General features: G+C 41.0%; 18 protein-coding genes. 8 read left to right on the top strand and 10 right to left on the bottom strand.

All coding sequences use genetic code 11. The features are described from left to right. Positions 1 to 2: 2 nt before the first annotated feature. From MN200_RS11310 to MN200_RS11295, 4 genes are read right to left on the bottom strand one after another with little or no spacing between them, the layout of a single operon-like run. Positions 3 to 1,091 carry an ABC transporter permease gene (locus tag MN200_RS11310; RefSeq protein ID WP_058870015.1) on the bottom strand — a complete coding sequence of 363 codons (1,089 nt, stop codon included), beginning with the start codon at positions 1,089 to 1,091 and terminating at the stop codon, positions 3 to 5. Further along, complete coding sequence (locus tag MN200_RS11305; protein WP_242759402.1) at positions 1,088 to 2,218, bottom strand: ABC transporter permease; 1,131 nt, start codon at positions 2,216 to 2,218, stop codon at positions 1,088 to 1,090. The genes MN200_RS11310 and MN200_RS11305 overlap by 4 nt, the downstream gene beginning before the upstream one ends. Beyond that, positions 2,218 to 3,366, bottom strand: a complete 1,149-nt coding sequence (locus MN200_RS11300; protein ID WP_242759399.1) for an efflux RND transporter periplasmic adaptor subunit — start codon at positions 3,364 to 3,366, stop codon at positions 2,218 to 2,220. The genes MN200_RS11305 and MN200_RS11300 overlap by 1 nt, the downstream gene beginning before the upstream one ends. 21 nt (positions 3,367 to 3,387) lie before the next feature. Then, the gene (locus tag MN200_RS11295; protein ID WP_242760528.1) at positions 3,388 to 4,818 is read right to left on the bottom strand and encodes a TolC family protein; all 1,431 of its coding nucleotides are present in this window, start codon (positions 4,816 to 4,818) and stop codon (positions 3,388 to 3,390) included. 428 nt (positions 4,819 to 5,246) lie between these two features. Between MN200_RS11295 and serC the strand changes: the two genes are divergently transcribed. After that, entirely contained in the window at positions 5,247 to 6,326 is a 1,080-nt protein-coding gene (serC, locus tag MN200_RS11290; protein ID WP_004982544.1) for a 3-phosphoserine/phosphohydroxythreonine transaminase, read from the top strand. 288 nt (positions 6,327 to 6,614) lie between these two features. Here the strand turns inward: serC and MN200_RS11285 are convergent, their stop codons facing one another. From MN200_RS11285 to MN200_RS11275, 4 genes are all read right to left on the bottom strand, one after another. Continuing rightward, positions 6,615 to 7,571: a TauD/TfdA family dioxygenase gene (locus tag MN200_RS11285; RefSeq protein WP_242759397.1), complete on the bottom strand. Its 957-nt coding sequence runs from the start codon at positions 7,569 to 7,571 to the stop codon at positions 6,615 to 6,617. A gap of 165 nt (positions 7,572 to 7,736) precedes the next feature. Further along, positions 7,737 to 7,871 (bottom strand): hypothetical protein, encoded by a 135-nt coding sequence (locus MN200_RS16665; protein ID WP_278189325.1) that lies wholly within the window; start codon positions 7,869 to 7,871, stop codon positions 7,737 to 7,739. Next, entirely contained in the window at positions 7,864 to 9,072 is a 1,209-nt protein-coding gene (locus tag MN200_RS11280; protein WP_242759395.1) for an MFS transporter, read from the bottom strand. The genes MN200_RS16665 and MN200_RS11280 overlap by 8 nt, the downstream gene beginning before the upstream one ends. Positions 9,073 to 9,225: 153 nt before the next feature. Beyond that, positions 9,226 to 10,296: an OmpW family outer membrane protein gene (locus tag MN200_RS11275; RefSeq protein ID WP_111810498.1), complete on the bottom strand. Its 1,071-nt coding sequence runs from the start codon at positions 10,294 to 10,296 to the stop codon at positions 9,226 to 9,228. A gap of 120 nt (positions 10,297 to 10,416) precedes the next feature. Between MN200_RS11275 and MN200_RS11270 the strand changes: the two genes are divergently transcribed. Continuing rightward, positions 10,417 to 11,507, top strand: a protein-coding gene (locus MN200_RS11270) for an IS4 family transposase (protein ID WP_242759393.1) whose coding sequence is annotated in 2 segments (ribosomal slippage) — positions 10,417 to 10,957 and positions 10,957 to 11,507 — 1,092 coding nt in all. Because the reading frame shifts where the segments join, the coding sequence is not laid out codon by codon here. A 306-nt stretch (positions 11,508 to 11,813) separates the two neighbouring features. Here MN200_RS11270 and map read toward each other — a convergent pair. Then, positions 11,814 to 12,641 (bottom strand): type I methionyl aminopeptidase, encoded by an 828-nt coding sequence (map, locus tag MN200_RS11265; protein ID WP_004695821.1) that lies wholly within the window; start codon positions 12,639 to 12,641, stop codon positions 11,814 to 11,816. A gap of 207 nt (positions 12,642 to 12,848) precedes the next feature. Here map and rpsB point away from each other — a divergent pair, with 207 nt between their 5' ends. From rpsB to MN200_RS11235, 6 genes are all read left to right on the top strand, one after another. Then, entirely contained in the window at positions 12,849 to 13,598 is a 750-nt protein-coding gene (gene rpsB, locus MN200_RS11260) for a 30S ribosomal protein S2 (RefSeq protein WP_004982536.1), read from the top strand. Between the two features lie 141 nt (positions 13,599 to 13,739). Next, positions 13,740 to 14,615: a translation elongation factor Ts gene (tsf, locus tag MN200_RS11255; protein ID WP_004695824.1), complete on the top strand. Its 876-nt coding sequence runs from the start codon at positions 13,740 to 13,742 to the stop codon at positions 14,613 to 14,615. Positions 14,616 to 14,697: 82 nt separating this feature from the next. Further along, entirely contained in the window at positions 14,698 to 15,192 is a 495-nt protein-coding gene (locus MN200_RS11250) for a DUF3465 domain-containing protein (protein WP_058870009.1), read from the top strand. 67 nt (positions 15,193 to 15,259) lie between these two features. Then, the gene (locus MN200_RS11245) at positions 15,260 to 16,093 is read left to right on the top strand and encodes an AraC family transcriptional regulator (RefSeq protein WP_058870008.1); all 834 of its coding nucleotides are present in this window, start codon (positions 15,260 to 15,262) and stop codon (positions 16,091 to 16,093) included. Between the two features lie 68 nt (positions 16,094 to 16,161). Next, on the top strand, positions 16,162 to 16,863 hold the full coding sequence (locus tag MN200_RS11240; protein WP_058870007.1) for an AzlC family ABC transporter permease: 702 nt from the start codon (positions 16,162 to 16,164) through the stop codon (positions 16,861 to 16,863). Between the two features lie 3 nt (positions 16,864 to 16,866). Next, entirely contained in the window at positions 16,867 to 17,184 is a 318-nt protein-coding gene (locus MN200_RS11235) for an AzlD domain-containing protein (RefSeq protein ID WP_058870006.1), read from the top strand. Between the two features lie 632 nt (positions 17,185 to 17,816). Here MN200_RS11235 and MN200_RS11230 read toward each other — a convergent pair. After that, entirely contained in the window at positions 17,817 to 18,425 is a 609-nt protein-coding gene (locus MN200_RS11230) for a septal ring lytic transglycosylase RlpA family protein (RefSeq protein ID WP_004695839.1), read from the bottom strand. Between the last annotated feature and the right edge of the window lie 260 nt (positions 18,426 to 18,685).

Genomic DNA, 18,685 nt, shown 5'->3' with positions numbered 1-18,685 from the left:
ATTTAGCGATGCTTGAGACGCCAATAAGCAAATGCTGCGCACGCTATACCAAACACAAAGAGATAGAGTAGTTTCGGCAGAATAAGTGTAGTTGGTACACCCATTTGGTTCAGTTGAATAAACATTTGAATCCCTTGGGTCGATGGCAAAACATTGCCCAAGTATTGCATCCAAGCGGGCATTGCGGCGTGTGGCCATGCTGTTCCTGAAAGTAGAAATAGCGGAATAGAGGTAAATACAATGACATGTCCTGCACGCTCAGGCATATCGAAAAATGTTGAAATCAACATGCCTAAAGCCACGATACAGCCTATAAAAATCGGCACGGCCAGTAACATGCCACTAAAATTTCCCCCATGTGGGTAGTCATTTAACCAATAAATAAAGCCAAATAAATATAAACAACCGAGCATACCAATGGTCAGAATGGCGCAAAAAATCGCAAAAAATTCTGTCGTCGTTGGTCGCCATTTCTGTTCGCGGTATCCGGCCAATAACATCCCTAAACCGAGCACGATGGTTTGATGAATAATCAGCGGAGCAATGGCGGGGAAAATATAACTGCCATAACCCGACATGGTGTTAAAAAGCGGCGTTTGATGAATGGAAATAGTTGGAGAAAAGTGCGAAATATTGCCAAATTTTTCCACGTGCTCGCGTACAGCATTTTCAATTGAGGTAGCGAGACCTAGTCCAATTTGCTTGGTTTTTAAGAAGTTTGACGCGCTGAGATAGAGCCCAATCCCACCGACTTCGCCATGCCGAAGACTATTGGAAAGATTTTCGGGTAAGAGCAAAATACCATCGGCTTGCTGTTGTTTAATCATATTTTCAGCATCGAGGAAATTGCCCGTCACAGCTTTCACTTCAACATTTGGACTGAGCGAAACTTGCTGAATGATGTTATTGGTCACGATACTTTGTTCTTCATCCACAATTACAATCGGCAAAGCTTCTGCTTGCTGTGCTTTGTAGGCAGTCGGATAGAAAACACTATAGAAAATTACCGAGAGGATGAGCGTGGTTAAAATCGACTGATTGGCGAAAATGTCTTTAAATGTCTTGAGGTAATAGTGCAAAAATGACTTCATGACACTGCTCCTTTGATTCGTTTTTTGAGGAACAGGACAGAGGTCACAGCGTAAAAGACCACATAGAGAATAAGAATGAGTAAAGGTAACAGCGATGAACTGATTGGGCTACCAATGACCCATTGTTCAGTTTGTAGTTTGGCATAGGGTGTGTAAGGGATAATATTGGCCCAAAATTTGGTAAACAGTGGTGCATTATTTAAGGGGAGAGTCACTCCTGCAAAACTGAGTGATGAGCCGCCATACACAGCAATTAAACCAAAGGTTTTGGATAAGTTGTTGGTGGCTAAAACAATGGTGCTACTGATCAAGGCATAGGCGCTATAAAATAAAAGCTGTGCCAACATGATCAACCAAAGTTGACCTGCAACAAACCAACCGCGAATCTCAATCAGCCAAAACATCCACGCCCATGTCCATAAGCTAAAAATAAGTACATAGGTCAGGTTTTTCGTGAGGATGGCTTTAAAAGCAGATTGGTTGTTTAGCCAATTTTGCGCTGTATGAAACTTAAATTCTTGACCGACTGAAAATGCGACACAGCAGCAGAGTAGTAAATGCAAAATCGCAGGAATCATAAAGGGTTCTAAATAGAACTCATAACTCAAATTTGGGTTGTATAAGGTCGAAATTTTAACGTGTGGTGTAGGTACATCTAAATAAGGAATAGTATTTTCTAAATAGCTTTCACCAGCATAGTCTGCCATGGCTTCAACTGTGCTGAGTAACATAGCTGATGAAATGGTGTTCCCCACACTAAAGTAACTTTGGTTATAGGCAATGCTGATTTCAGCATCTTTAGCTTGAACAAAACGTTGTTCGGCGCCATTGGGAATACTGACGTAACCCCAAACTTTGGTTTGGTTCAGCAGCTTTTCAACTTCGGTATTTTGATCACTGACGATGGCGACATCTAAAGTATGGTTGAGTCTCAAGTAGCGCTGTATGTTTTGGCTTAGCTCGCTTTGATCCTGATCAATAATCGCAATAGGCAAATGTTCAGGTTTACCTTGGGCAAACATGCTGGAAAACAGCACGATAATAAACAGTGGGGCAAGCGTGACTAAACATAGATCCCACTTATGCTTCAGTAAATAGTTCAGTTCCCGCAGTAGCCCGCTTAGCATTATTTGCTCTCTTTGACTTTAAACAACACACTCATGCCAACTTTTAGGTCTGGAATGGCTTGCGCAGGCGTTAAATGAACTTTAAAGCTACGAATGTCATAGCCTCCTGTTTGGCGTGTGGTTTTAATGGTGGCAAATTCGCCTTCGGCATCAATATTCTTAATATTAAAGTTGGTATGTAGATTTAAGGCTGGAATAAAGCCTTCAATTTGTTTTGCCTGATAGATGTTGGCGTATTGGTCTTCACGAATATTCAGTGATACCCAAAGCTCGCGATCTTGAATAATACTGACAATCGGTACCCCCATCGCTACCAATTCAGAGGGTTTGCCATAGGTTTTAGACACGGTACCGTCAATAGGTGAGAGTAGTTTGGTTTCAGCTTCAAGTGCATTGACTTCAGCAACAGCTGCTTTTGCAATTTGCACTTGCGCATCTGCTGAACTTTTTTGCTGTGGAGTGCTGCCACGTTCAGCCCGAGCATATTGTTGATATGCGGCTTCTGTCATTTGAGCAGCTGATGGCGCCGCAGCATGCATTTCATCGCGACGTTGTCGCGAGATGACACCTTGTTGGTACAAGTTTGCACCACGTTGATAGGTGGTCTGTGCCAAAGTTTGCTGTGCTTTCAGTGCTTGCCAGTTGGCGTATAAACTCGCAATATTTTCTTCCTGAGAACCACGGTCAGCGGTGGACTGGAGTGCTAAAGCAGCCTGTAAGCTGGCCAGTGCTTGCTGTTTTTTGGCATCGACTTCTGGGCTATACAGTCGAACGAGTTCTTGATTTTTGCTGATCTTTTGTCCGTCATGGACATAAATCTCATCAATTCGACTCGGTACTTTGGTACTGACATGGATCGTTTCTGCCTCAACCCGACCTTGGATTTCAACCGTTTTCGGTTGATAGGCCTTCCACAGTCCAAAAGCAATCACGATGAATAGAATAATAAGAGCAAGGCCCCCAATTAGCTTGATCACTTTGGACTTTTGCTCGGTGTTCGTATTGACTGATGCTGGCTCAGTCTGTTCGCTCTCAGTCTGTGCCTGCTCTTGAGTATCATTTGTGGTTAATTCCTCTGTTGATGGCACCGCTTGATCTTGTTGTTTTTCAGGTTTTTGCGGATCAGATTGGTTTTGATCTTGATTCATTAAATGGCTCTCATCAAAGAATTAACGAATAAATCGCGTATTGGGTTGCAGAAGATAGGTTTGGAACTGATGGATCGAACCATGACTTTGTAGAAGCGTCGCCAGTGACATGACATATTTATAGGCATTTAGTGCTGTTTCTGCTTTTAAAGCGCTCAGCATATTTTGTGCATCGATCACTTGTGTCGCTGTTCCCATATCTTCTTTAAAGGACAGTTCTTGTATACGTAAATTTTCTTGCGCTGCTTTTATATTTTGCTGTAATAACAGATCACTTTGCTGCGCTGTGGTGGCTTCGCTATACGATTTATAAATCACATTTTCAATTTCTTGTTTGGTACGTGCTGTCATCAGTTCAGAAGCGTAGCGTTGTAACTCTGCTGCTTGGACATTTTTGTTTTTATCAATGCCTGAGAACAGATTGTACTGTGCGGCTAAGCCAACGATCCAGTTATTTTTATCGTCCAGACTGTATTCACCAAAGGCAAAAATATGTGGTTTCTTAGCGGCATTTTGTGCTGTGACATTGGCTTGTGCCAGTTGAGTGTCCATTTGCAGTTTTTGTACTAAAGCCGATTGATCTGCATATGACCTGAGTAGGGTATTCAGATCTTGGTTTTGGCTACTGTTAATAAAGAGTGGTGTGGTGAGTTCAGTAATTTGGCTGCTTTGTAAAAGGTTATTCAGTTGAAATAAACTGGCTTTTAAATTGGCCTGACTGGCTTGCTCATTGCGTTGTGCATTGTTTTTTGCCACTTCAAATTGCATGCGCTGGCCTTTACTAATAAAGCCCTGTTGTTCAAGTTTAAGTGCATTGTCATAGTGTTTTTGCATCGCATGCCAATTATATTGGCTAGACGCGAGTAACTGTTTTTGCAGTTGAACATTGAAATAGGCTTGAATCAGCTCAAAGCGTTGTAGGTCTTGCTGTTGTTTTGTATTGAGTTCGCTACGTTTTGCTTTGATATTGGCGACTTGTTTTGCACTTGAGGTTAACCCACCTGTATAAAGCGGCATCATTACAGAAATCGTCGGGCGTATGACTTGATCTTCTAAGGTAATTTGCGAGCTATTCGGAATAAGCCCGACACCTTTGTGGATGGTTTGATCAATACCTTGCTCTAAACCACTTAAATCGCCCACATTTGGATAGGTGTTTTGCCACTCATCAATTTTCGTGGCTACGCCATCAGTCAGTGTGTGTTCTAAATTATTTTTGAGTGCACCCAGAGGCACATCGAGCTCATTATGAAAAGCATAAGCACGTACGTTCAGATCGATACGGGGTAGCCCCAAACCTTTGACCGCTTCAGCTTCTAGTTTTGAGGCTTGTTGTAAGGCTTGTGTGGCCTGTGTGCTATACGAGTCTTGTAACACACTTTGCTCAGCTTGTTGATAGCTGATGGATGCAGCAAAAGTTGTCGAGCTGATTACGAGACTGAGGCCGAACATGCTTAATGACAAGATTGATGGCAGTGATGTACGCAATAGGAATTTGTTGGCTGGTGTATTAAGCATGTTGAATAGTCTTTGTGGCATGAGCACGACTCTTTTCTATGTTTTTGCACATTATACGCATAATCTAACTGTGCTGAATGCCGACTCAGTTACTGAATTGTTTAATTTGCAAATGTATATCAATAGATTAGCGACATTTTTAAGCAAAGGGAATGCTTTCGTTTGAGCTTTGGTGAATCGGAAAGCGCTGCTGTAATTGATTGAGCAGTGCTGAGTTCAAACTGGATCGTTGATCTTGATTGAGTTTTTGACTGTAAAGGTGAGATTACATTGAAATATTTTCAGTTGAATTTACTGCAAGCACTGGCTATCTGTGGTTAAATGCCATCATTTTATTGTGTTTCACTTTGAAAGGAAAAATCATGCGCGCGTACAACTTCTGTGCTGGTCCTGCTGCATTACCTACTGCCGTTTTAGAAAAAGCACAAGCTGAAATGCTTGATTGGCAAGGCAAGGGTCTTTCCATCATGGAAATGAGTCACCGTAGTAAAGACTATGTTGCTGTGGCTGAAAAAGCAGAAGCAGATTTACGTAAACTCATGAACATTCCAGAGAACTATAAAGTCTTGTTCCTTCAAGGTGGTGCTTCACTTCAGTTCTCCGCGATTCCTTTAAATTTGTTGGGTAAAAACAGCAAAGCGGACTATATCCATACTGGAATTTGGTCTGAGAAAGCACTGAAAGAAGCGCAGCGCTATGGCGATATCAACGTCATTGAAGCGGGTACGCAAATTGATGGAAAACTTGCCATTGCAGACTCAAGCACTTGGAACTTATCTCAAGATGCGGCTTATGTGCATTATGTAGACAATGAAACGATTGGTGGTCTTCAGTTTGCGGCTATTCCAGAAACCAATGCGCCATTGGTTGCAGATCTGTCTTCAAGTATTTTGTCTGCACCTGTTGATGTCACTAAATTTGGTATCATCTATGCAGGCGCGCAAAAGAACATTGGCCCAGCGGGTTTAACCTTGGTTATTGTTCGTGAAGATCTGCTAGATCAAGCCAAACCTGAAATTCCAAGCATCTTGAAATACGCTTCGCAAGCAAAGAATGATTCGATGGTCAATACACCATCGACCTATGCATGGTACTTATCCGGTCTGGTATTTGAATGGTTGCTTGAACAAGGCGGTGTTGAAGCGATTCATAAAGTGAACCTTGAAAAGGCGAAACTACTTTATGGTTATATCGATGCAAGCGATTTTTATGCGAACCCAATTGCTGTGCAAAACCGTTCAATTATGAATGTGCCGTTTACTTTGGCGAATCCAGATTTGGAGAAACTTTTCCTCAAAGAAGCTGAAGAAAACCATTTGTTGAACCTTGCAGGTCACCGCTCAGTTGGTGGGATGCGCGCAAGTATTTATAACGCGGTTCCTCTAGAAGGCGTGCAAGCGCTAGTGAACTTTATGGATGATTTTGCGAAACGCAATGCTTAAGTCATAGAGCCAGAAAAGCCAACTTAAAAGTTGTAATGCCAGTCAGTTAAGAAACGGACTGGCATTTTCTTTTGGCTAAACAAAAGAACAGAAAGAACTCCAAAAATTCGATTTGAACAGTAAGACTCCGTTGAGAATAGCCCAACAGTAAATGCATTCTATTGAAATGCCTTTACTGATCAGTCGTACATTGTTTGATGGGCTTTTTTATTGGTTTTTTAACAGATTATCTAAAACAATCGTGACATTTTGGTGTCATACCAATAAATCATTCATTTTATTTATCGCCTAGTACGGACGCCCACCTGCAAGACTAATACGCTTTAGTAAGCGACGTTGATCGACAGGAAAGGGACGACGTGAATGTAGTGTCGCCTGATTGTCCCAAAAGACAATATCTCCAGTTTCCCAATGATGTTCATAGCGGAACTCAGATTTCAGGATGTGCGCACGAAGTGCAGCAATCAGTTCACTGCCTGCCGTATCATCGACATTGAGCAATTCAACTTCCGAACGAGTATTGAGCCAAAGCGCTTTACGCCCAGATTCTGGATGTGTGCGGACTAAGGGATGAGGATAGGCATGACCTAAAATGGGTTGATCTTTAAAGCGATAATAAGGGCTGTCTCCATAACCCGTATTGCCTGTATTACTTTGCGCACGGACGAATGGGTTATAAGTAATCAGCTGTAGCTGGTCGATCTGCTTTTTGACGTCATCGGGAAGTGCATCATAGGCTTTGATGGTATTGAACCAAGAGGTTTGTCCGCCGTCTTGAGGAAGCTCAAGGGCATAGAGCAGAGAGCCAAAAGAGGGAAGCGGTATCCACTGGTGATCGGCATGTGGGGTGAGTTCGCCATGACCAGTATAGTCGCCTTGACCGACCGCATTGGAAACAGGAACCACATCGGGTGGAACACCAGTGTCAGACTGACTAGCCAGCACAGGATTGTCTGCACTTGGACGGAAAATAGAACCAAAATAGCTGGCAAATGCTAAATATTGCAGATCATCCAGAGTTTGGTTCTTAAAAATTAAAATCAGATGTTCGGCCAAAGCTTGTTTTAAGCGATAAATGGTTTCTCCTGCTTGGGCTTTACGGGCATCTAAACCAAAAACCACAGCACCTAAGGCTTCTTCCGCCAGTGGGATAATTTGTATTTCTTCTGGATTTTGAAATTGTTCAGGTTGATGCCAACGCGGGGCATCATGAATCGCTTGTGAAAGTTGGGTTAATGCGGTCATTTTGATTATTTTCTCTAGATATGGGGGCTAGAGAAAATGTAATCAAAATACTTGTAATCTTAAAATTAAAAGAAGTTCTAAACTTATGAAAAAATTTAAAAAATACTAAGATGCTGATTATATTGCTTTTTTTATAATGAAATATATAGCTCAAAATATGCAGATTTAATGTGCGCAAAATGCCTGATTAAAATACTCAAACAGGTCAGGCGTATTCAGCCAAAGGCTAATCGCCAGAGTAAACAAAGCAATAATACTAATGCCGATACCGCATTTGAGCCATAAAAATGAATTAGTCATGGACAACCGCCTTTTCATCGACAAAGAAATGTACCAGTACGCCAAAAACACTCAGAATAATAGAAAACAGCCAAATCAAGTCATAATTACCTGTCACGTCATGGTTCACACCACCTAGCCATCCACCGAAAAATGAACCAACTTGATGGGTAAAGAACACGATCCCGCTCAGCATGCTGAGGTACTTAATACCAAACATATTGGCTACAATACCGTTGGTCAAAGGTACTGTAGATAACCATAATAAACCCATCACCACACCAAAGCTATAGATGGTGAATGTGCTGAGCGGGAGCATTAAAAAGGCAATAATTGCAATGCCTCTGAGCCCATATAAGCCCATCAGTAACTTTGGTTTAGAATATTTCCCACCTAGCCAACCAGCAGTGTAGGTGCCAACGATATTAAATAAACCGACCAGCGCTAAGAAAACAGTTCCTGTAGTTGCATTAAAACCCTGGTCAATCAAATAGCCAGGTAAATGGATACCTATAAAGACCACTTGGAAGCCACAGACCAAAAAACCAAGTGATAGGAACCAAAATGGTTTATGGTTTTTCGCAATGACTAAAATATCTTTAAAACTGAGCTGAACTTGATTGGTTGACGCATTCGGTACAACAAAGGCGGGAGCTTTGAGCATCCAAGCCAGTGGAATAATCATCGCAATTAAAAGTGCACTAACGACCAACGCCGCAGACCAGCCAAAGTTTTGTAACAGCAGTAAGGTTGACGGCAGCATAATGAACTGCCCAAAAGAACCCGCTGCACTGGCAATGCCCATAGCAAGGCTACGTTTTTCAGGCGGTGCAGCACGACCCACCGCGGATAACAATACAGAAAAAGAGGTCGCAGATAATGCTAGGCCCAAAATAAGACCGACACTTAAGTTGAGTAACCAACCCGTAGAGCTGACTGCCATGAGCAGCAAACCAATGGTATACAACACACCACCGACGGCAACCACAATTTTAGAGCCATATTTATCTGCTAATGCGCCTGTAAAGGGTTGCGCAGCGCCCCAAATCAGGTTTTGCATCGCAATCGCTAGACTAAAAACATTATGTCCCCAGCCAAACTCATCACTCATAGGCACAAGGTAGAGTCCAAAGCCATGTCGGACACCCAGTGATAATGCCAGAATTATTGCACTTCCAATGAGCATGTAAATCAGCGGTTTGGAAAAATGAGTTTCTGACATATTTCAACCAAAAAATGAGCTTAGAGTTCGCTATATTAAGTGAATTATTTGCTGAAAGCGATGATAAAAAATTGACTATTTGATCAATAAAAACAATGAATATTCATGAAAAAAGACGACTTGGTGTCGTCTTTTTTGTAGTTCTTTTAAGGCTTAGAACCGGTAGCCGACACCTGCATACGCTAGAATAGGGTTAATTTCAATATCGGCTGTGGATTTAATCAGTTCACCGTGCGTAGCATCTTTGACGGTAATCGTGGTTTCATTTTTAAGATGAGCATAGGACACGGAACCGACAGCAAACCATTTATCATTAAAGTCATAGGTGAAACCGACGGTTGCAATAGGCGCGAAGGCATCAGTTGCTTCTAGCTTAACTTTGGGATTGGCTGAACTTTTTTTCCCTTCAAGTGATGCGCCAGCATTTCCTTCTTTAATATTGGCAATCATATGACCTGCTGCAATCAAGTCTTTTTCAGTTTGTGGGTTAATTTCCAGCTCATTAAAGTAGGCATACATCATTCCAACACCGATATAGGGGCGGAATTTATTTACCCCTGTTTTACCAAAGTGATATTGGAACTCGAAAGCAGGTGTCCATGCACGTGCAGATGCCGCAGGGCCGTGTGCTTCCAAATCGGTAATGAAAATATCATTTTCAAGTTCTAAATTTCCTAAAGCTCCGCCCATAGGTGTTGCAGTTGCTGAAAAAGGCGCATAAATTTTTCCTTTACCTTGTAAATCGACTTTTGGTGGAATCCCTGCTTTCATTTCAAAAGAAATATTGTCGGTAAAAAAGTAATTGGTCATGATGCCCAATGTGGTGACATCATCGGCTTCTAAACCTGTGCCTGGGTTGTCCCATTGACTGAGGCCACGTATTTCAGCAGTCCCACTTAGTGCTGAGGGGACATCAGCATTAATTAAAGCTAGCCCATCAAGAGTAGCCTTTAAGAGAGGATTGACGCTACTTCCTGGCTTGATATTGTCGAGCACCGTTTGTGCTTTGATATCTCCAACTTTTGCAGTTTCGCTTTCTTTAACCGATGTGTTAACTCGGAAAGGTTGAGCTTTACCTTGTGGCATGACATGTAAAGCACCGACCGATACAGAAAAGCGTTTAAATCCATCTCCATCTTGTAGACTAAAATAAGGTGAATCTGCATGTGTGAGCATAGGCAAGGCAGCAATAGATGTTGCTACACAAAGCAATGTTTTTTTCATTCTGGGACTCCATGTCCAAATTAGCTATTCGTTTTTATAGAGCGTATTACTCTGTACACGACAAAAATAGATAACTCATTGAAATAATGTCACAATAATTGTTTTCTAACGACGAATACTATGACACATCTCAATGAGTTATATCTTATCTTAAACAAATCTCTAAAATGGAACAAGTCACATTTAAAGTGCTTTGCGCTCATCATGCTTGTGATCATTTTAAAGCAAACATGTAATCTTTCTTCTGCATCTAAAGCCTTGCCCATCAAGTGCTTACCACAATCATTTTATCGACGTATGCAGCGCTTCTTTGCAGGTCAGTATTTTGATTATCGTCAAATTTCTCAGTTGATTTTCAATATGTTTTCATTCGACAAAGTGCAACTGACTTTAGATAGAACCAATTGGAAATGGGGAAAACGAAATATTAATATCCTGATGCTTGCGATCGTTTATCGTGGAATAGCGATACCTATCGTTTGGACATTGCTTAATAAACGTGGAAATTCAGATACGAAAGAGCGGATTGCTTTGATTCAACGCTTTATATCCATTTTTGGTAAAGACCGTATTGTGAATGTGTTCGCAGACAGAGAGTTTATCGGTGAGCAGTGGTTTACATGGTTAATTGAACAAGACATCAACTTCTGCATTCGTGTTAAAAAAACTTCATTTTCACCAATCATTTAGGGAAGAATCATAAAATTAGTGATTTATTTCGCCATCTTCAACTTGGTCAAATTGAATGTCGTAAACGACGGATTTTGGTTGGTCGGGTGAAACTATATATGAGTGCACTACAGTTAGAAAATGGAGAGCTTTTACTCGTCGTTTCTCCTCAGTTTAATGCCAATGCTATTCAGGATTATGCATTACGCTGGGAAATTGAAACCTTATTCAGTTGTCTCAAAGGACGAGGATTCAATCTTGAAAATACGCGCTTGACAGACCCTAGACGAGTGAAAAAATTGATTGCGGTCTTAGCTATAAGCTTCTGTTGGTGCTACTTAACGGGTGAATGGCAACATGATCAAAAAAAAGCGATAAAAATAAAGAAGCATGGACGACTCTCAATGAGTTTATTTCGCTATGGTTTAGACTATGTTCAAATGGCGATTCAGCGTTTAATTGGTTTTGGGAAAAAAGAAGAGTTTAAGGAAATTCTGGCAATTTTAAGAAGGCAGATGCCTGATAGGATAAGAGTTCTGTGAAATTTGTCGTGTACAGAGAGCGTATTATTAAGGTTGCTGCTACGATAAAGCTGTTGTTTTTGAAGGACATGTGTTTTTGACATTTGTGAATGTCAAAACCCGTTTTGTGTGATCGTGTTACTAGCTTGCAATCTTTGTTACAGGTAAATGAATGTAATAGAGCGCTACTGTTGAATATTTTTTGATTCTAGCTGTTTGTAAAATAAAGAATAAATTTCACATCTAATATTTGCTTAGCCCTAAAAAAGACCACCAGTAGGTGGTCTTTTTGACAGATGGCATCATATTTTATGCCAATGACAGCATTTAAGACTGAAAACGTGATAAATCTTCTTCAGGACGTGCAGTTAAAACTTCAACACCATTTTTAGTGACTAATAATGTATGTTCATACTGTGCAGACAAGCTATGGTCTTTGGTCACTACCGTCCATTTATCCCCCAGTAATTTAGTTTTCCAGTCACCACCATTGACCATTGGCTCAATGGTAAAGGTCATGCCTTCTTCTAAAATCATGCCTGAGTTTGGTTGACCATAGTGTAAGACTTGAGGTTCGTCATGGAACACAGTCCCAATACCGTGACCACAGTATTCACGCACGACACCAAAACGTTCCGATTCGACATATTGTTGAATGGCGTGACCAATGTCGCCAATGGTTGAACCCGGCTTCACTGTTGCTATTCCGCGGTACATTGCTTCTTGTGCCACTTTACATAAACGATTCGCGAGAATAGAAGTTTCGCCACCCACGATGTACATCATGTTGGTATCACCGTGGAAACCATCTTTAATGACCGTCACATCAATATTTAAAATATCGCCTTTTTTCAACACTTTTGCATCTGAAGGAATGCCGTGACAGACCACATGGTTTACAGAAGTACAAATCACATGTTGGAAAGCAGGGCGACCTGGTGCTGCACCGTAACCTAAACATGCTGGAATCGCGTCTTGTTTATTGACAATATAATCGTGACAAATCGTATCTAACTCAAGTGTAGTCACACCCGGTTTAATATGTGGCTTGATCATATCCAAGACTTCAGCCGCCAGTCGTCCAGCCACACGCATCTTTTCGATGTCTTCAGCGCTTTTGATGAGTCGACGGGGTGCTTCGTAAGTACTGTTCATGATCTCTAAAAACTTTTGGAAATTTGTGTGTGACTATGGTATAAATAGCCGCCCATTTTATCAAATGCTTTTTCGTGAATAAATTTCACGGGCTTTGTGCGATGGGGCAATAAAATCCGCACATATATCGACACATTTCTCTGGGTGCCCGTTAGGGTGGAGGATGCGGATATATGGAGGCCTAACCCAAACTTTAAGGTAAAGAAAATGGCAGATTACAACGTAAGCATGCGCGACCTTCTTCAAGCAGGCGCACACTTCGGTCACCAAACACGTTTCTGGAACCCAAAGATGCGTCAATACATCTTTGGTGCGCGTAACAAAATTCACATCATCAACCTTGAGCACACTGTTCCTGCGTTAAATGATGCTTTGAACTTTGTTAACAACCTTGCTAGCAAAAAGAATAAAGTATTGTTTGTTGGTACGAAACGTGCTGCTTCTAACATCATCCGTGAACAAGCACAACGTGCTGGTCAACCTTATGTTGATCACCGTTGGTTAGGTGGTATGTTGACGAACTGGAAAACACTTCGCCAATCTATCAACCGTCTTAAAGACCTTCAAACTCAATCTCAAGATGGTACTTTCGCTAAGCTTACTAAACGTGAAGCTTTAGAGCGTACTCGTGAGATGGAAAAACTTGAACGCGCTTTAGGCGGCGTTAAGAACATGGGTGGTTTACCTGACGCATTATTCGTAATCGACGTTGATCACGAAGCAATTGCAATTAAAGAAGCTAAAAACCTTGGTATTCCTGTAATCGGTATCGTTGATACAAACTCTAACCCAGACAACGTAGACTACGTTATTCCGGGTAATGACGATGCGATCCGTGCAGTTACTTTGTATGCTTCTGCTATGGCTGATGCGATTCTTGCTGGTAAAGAATATGCTCAATCACAAGCAAATGCACAAGCTAAAGTTGAAGAAGCTAAAGAAGCTCCTGAGGCTTAATGCGTTTGACGTAAGCTTGTCATTTTTGCGACATGTGATGGTGGCAAAGTAAGCGTCATGTATGCAGACGGCCCAAGAGACAGCTCTGGGCCGTTTCTGTTCTAAAAAGAATTCATTTTCTACCGTATTTAGGAGATTGACATGACTGCAGTTACAGCAAGCATGGTTAAAGAATTGCGCGATCGTACTGGTCTTGCAATGATGGAATGTAAAAAAGCATTAACAGAAGCGAATGGTGACATCGAATTAGCGATTGATAACCTTCGTAAATCTGGTCAAGCTAAAGCGGCTAAAAAAGCGGGTAACATTGCAGCTGATGGCGCAATCACTATCGCTCAAGACGGTAACAAAGCGCTTCTTTTAGAAGTAAACTGCCAAACTGACTTCGTTGCTAAAGACGAAAACTTTGCTGGTTTCTCTGCTCAAGTTGCTGCTGCTGCGTTAGCTGCTGGCGAAACTGATGCTGCTAAAATTGCTGAATTGAAACTTGAAGATGGTGCAACTGTAGAAGAAGCGCGTATTGCACTTGTTCAAAAAATCGGTGAAAACATCCAAGTTCGTCGTGCTCAAATCATTGAAGGCGAAAACCTTGCAGTTTACAAACACGGTTTAAAAATCGGTGTTGTTGTATCTTACACAGGTGATGCTGCGACTGGTAAAGGTATTGCAATGCACGTTGCTGCATTCAACCCAGTTGCTATCTCTGCTGAAGGTGTATCTGCTGAACTTATCGCTAAAGAGAAAGAAATTGCTGAAGCTAAAGCAATCGAATCTGGTAAGCCTGCAAACATCGTTGAGAAAATGGTCACTGGTTCAGTTGAGAAATACTTGAACGAAGTTGCTCTTGATCGTCAAATGTACGTAATCGACAACGACAAGAAAGTTGCGGACGTTCTTAAAGCAACTGGTACTACAGTTGTTCAATTTGCTCGCTTTGAAGTGGGTGAAGGTATTGAGAAAAAAGCTGAACTTTCTTTCGCTGAAGAAGTTGCTGCTGCTCAAGCTGCTGCAAAATAATTGAAAAATTATTTTGAGTAAAAAAAGCCCCTTTGGGGCTTTTTTTATACAATTAATAAAAATAAAACGAGGAAGTAGATAAGTGGCCAACAAAACCAACCTGAGTATTGGCGCGGTGATCGTACTTTTGATTGCTGCATATTTCGGAATCGATCTTCAAGAAAATCAATTACAAACATCGACACCATCAGTCGCGGTAGAGCCCTCTACACAGACCAGCCAACCGCAAAATCAAGTACTTGATGGCACAGCAAAAATTGCCCAAGCGTTTCAAAACCGGAAAAGTAATATTCAAGTTCAATCACAAGGGCGTGTTGTGGCTGTGCTTAAAGATGATAATAATGGTTCTCGTCATCAAAAATTTATTGTAGAACTCCCTAATACAATGACGGTTTTGGTTGCACATAATATTGATTTAGCACCCCGTATTGAACGCTTACAAAAAGGGGATACCGTTGGCTTCAATGGTGAATACGAATATAGTGAAAAAGGTGGGGTGATCCACTGGACACATCACGATCCACAACAGCGCCATGAAGGTGGTTGGTTAAAACACCAAGGAAAAACCTATCAGTAGTAGAGCAATTTTGTTCTATACGTTTTGCTGAATCGCAGTATGCTGAGTGTTCAGGAGAGGCCAACTCATGCACGAAATCAGACCCAGTGAATTTGTAAATTACCATCATGTTCAAGAACTTGACGGTCTTGAAATGTTAAAAGCCTCCTATCAGCATACGCAGTTTTCAAAACATACCCATGAAGGCTATTGCATTGGCTTAATTGATGAAGGTGCGCAGTCTTTTTTACGTACAGGAAATCAGCATATTGCACCGCAAGGCGACATTATTTTAGTGAATGCTGATGAGGTACATACGGGTTCTTCTGCTGTTGAAACTGGGTGGTGTTATCGGGCAATTTATCCGACTCCTGAAATGATCCAAGAGGTGAGTCAAGATTTTTTTCATGAAGCAGGGACTATGCCGTGGTTTCCGCAAGCTGTGGTTCATGATGAAGGACTAGCCAAACAATTGAATTTGCTGTTCGATTTGTTGTTACAGCCAAAAAATACACTGTTTAAACAAAGCTTATATATTTCAACTTTGGCTTATTTATTAAGCCGTTATAATCAATCTAAAAAAATATTAAAAGACTTACCCGAAGCACAGCGTAAAGTGGTCTTGGTACAAGAACTACTTGCTGCGGAACCTGAAAGAGAGCATCAACTGGCCGAGCTCGCCGCTGTCGTCGAGATGAGCCCATGGCATTTATTACGTCAATTTAAAAAGTTTACTGGACTTCCACCTCATGCATGGTTGGTACAGTTTCGATTACGTAAATCTTTATATTTACTTAAACAAGGCTGCGAGATTGCGACATTCGCACAACTCTGTGGTTTCTCCGATCAAAGCCATTACACTCGTCATTTTAAAAAGTCTTTGGGTTGTACGCCTGCGCAATATCTGGCACATAAAATTTAAAATAACAGCAATTTCATACAAGAAAGCCATCTAAGGTATGCCGCATATTGACTCTAGCGAATTGAAAAATGGAGTCTGCTGTGCAGTCGCAATTGATCCAACAAAAAAGTTTAAGCTTTTTCCGTGGTGTACAAGATATGTTGCCGCTTTCAGTCGCCGTTATTCCATGGGGAATATTGGCAGGCTCAGCAGCGATTAATGCGGGCCTGAGTGTCATACAAGCTGTAGGCATGTCAGCGTTAGTGTTTGCAGGTGCGGCACAATTGGTCAGTTTGAGTATGCTCATGACGGGTGCATCTTTACTGAGTATTCTGATCACCGTATTTTTTCTAACCAGTCAGCACTTTATTTATGCACTGAGTTTAAGAGAGGAGGTGAAGCCATGGTCACTCAAAAGAAGACTGAGCATCGGCTTTTTGCTGACCGATGAACTCTACGCCACCGCGATGCTGAAGGAAAAGCCGTCTTATGCCTATATGTTGGGTGCAGGATTTAGCTTTTATGTCAGTTGGGTGTTGTTTAGTCTAATGGGTATTTTGCTTGCAAATAAAGTACCTGATCTTTCAACTCTCCACTTAGAATTTTCAATTGTGGTGGTGTTCTTGGTTATGGCGGTGTTGCTGATTCAAAATAAGGCCGCAATTTATGGCGTGGTGAGTTCATCGATCATGGTGCCGATTTTGAGTTGGTTCGAGCTTGGATCAGCTATTTTGCTGGCTGGATTTAGTGGGATGTGGGTTGCTGCGCTCTTTGATCAAGCAGAGGACTAAAACATGACCTGGTTATTTGTTTTGAGTTTGACCTGTGTGACCTTTTTTAATCGGTATTTATTTTTAGAGCCTAAAACTCAAATTCGGCTGCCTAAATTTGCGACACGCATGCTGAAATATGCGGCACCTTGTCTGATGATTTCGATTTGTTTGCCACTGGTTTTTTTTGAAGGCGGGCACTGGAAAGGGATACTTCAAAATAGTTATTTTTATGGGGTAATTTTTACGCTGTTAATCACTCTTTTGACGAGAAAATTATTGCTTAGTATTTTGCTGAGTTTAGGATTTTTTTACAGTCTGAATCTATTATTCGATTTCTAGCATTTCATCAGCAAATAGGCCCATAAAATACCGAAAAAAGGATAAAAAAGTGTGCGAGCCCGATCTTTTTCATTGCTTTTAAATTTGTGTTGCTCTAAATGCTCACCATTTGCGATTTTTTCTATGTCTATCAAATTGGCGTAGCTTTGATTGGGGAACTAAAAAAGTTGAAAATAGAGCAAATGAGGTGGGGTTTGAGAACTTAGAAGAAATAACAAGGTTTTCTTTTGAGTTTTGGTCCATAGAATTGACTCAATTATATAAAAGAAGCAGGGCAATAGTGAATCTAATATCGCAAAAATGGCGCTTAATTTACTAGGTAATTCATAAAATCATTTTAATTTGACGAATGCATAAAACTACAGTTCAGGGTGGGTAGAAAATTGGCTTTGATCAGATAAGAATGAGCCGAGAAAATATTTAATTCTGCTAGTCTTCCACCGCTGTAAAAATATGAGCGCACTCACTTCAAAAAATCGGATCGATTGAGTTTTTTCATTTTATTCAGACTGAGCATCTGGGAGGGGATCAAGTGATGGAGAGCTATCTATTGGGCATTATGTAAATATGAGACATTAAAAAAGCCACATTACTGTGGCTTTACTGTCAAATGCATGTTGTAAGGACGAGTCTTAAGAGTTTGGCCCATCAATACGTTCAATGCTGACTTTCGCTGTACCTGCATTGGTAATACCCAGTTGCTTAGCAGCACCATAAGAAAGGTCAAGTACGCGGTTACCATGGAATGGGCCGCGGTCATTTACTTTAACCACAACACTTTTACCATTGGTTTTATTCGTTACACGAATAAAGCAGTTTAGCGGCAAGCTACGGTGAGCTGCAGTTAATGCATTCATATCGAATGTTTCACCGCTTGCTGTTTTACGACCGTGGAACTGACGACCATACCAAGACGCCATACCCGTTTGACTAAACTTACGGACTGTATTTGATGCAACAGTATTTAACTTTTCAATCACTGAAGGCTCTTCTTCAGGGATCTCAATTTTTGCAGCGATTGTTTCGCGACGAATTTTATCACCTGAACGTTCAGTGATTGAAAGGCTATTTAAATTTGAGAAGTGTGAGTTGAAGCCTTGAGCATCTTTATTCAAGACACGCGCAGCTAGGCGAGAGTTATCGTTATCATTGGTAAATGATGACTGAACCATCTCTGCTTGCGATTGGCTTAGCGCGATGGTCGAGGCAATGGCCAGTATATATTTAAGTGAAGACTGCATTTATAAACTCCAAAAGACAATACTTTTTTCTTTAAACTAAGTGGTTGAAAGATAAAAAAACTTGCCTGTTAATTCACTTTTGCAACAACATTTGACGAAATGGATAATATTCATGCAGTCATAAGCATGTCTAGTGTTTAATTAAAATAATGATAAAAACTACATAAACCGAACATTTTTTGATTAAAAAATAACCAATATTGTAACAAGGTATGAAAAATGCCGAAATTTACATCATTTTTAAATATTTTTTTATTGAC

Origin of the sequence: Acinetobacter sp. LUNF3, from assembly GCF_022699605.1 — a bacterium.
Lineage (GTDB): Bacteria > Pseudomonadota > Gammaproteobacteria > Pseudomonadales > Moraxellaceae > Acinetobacter > Acinetobacter johnsonii.
This window is presented reverse-complemented; position numbering and strand designations above follow the sequence as displayed.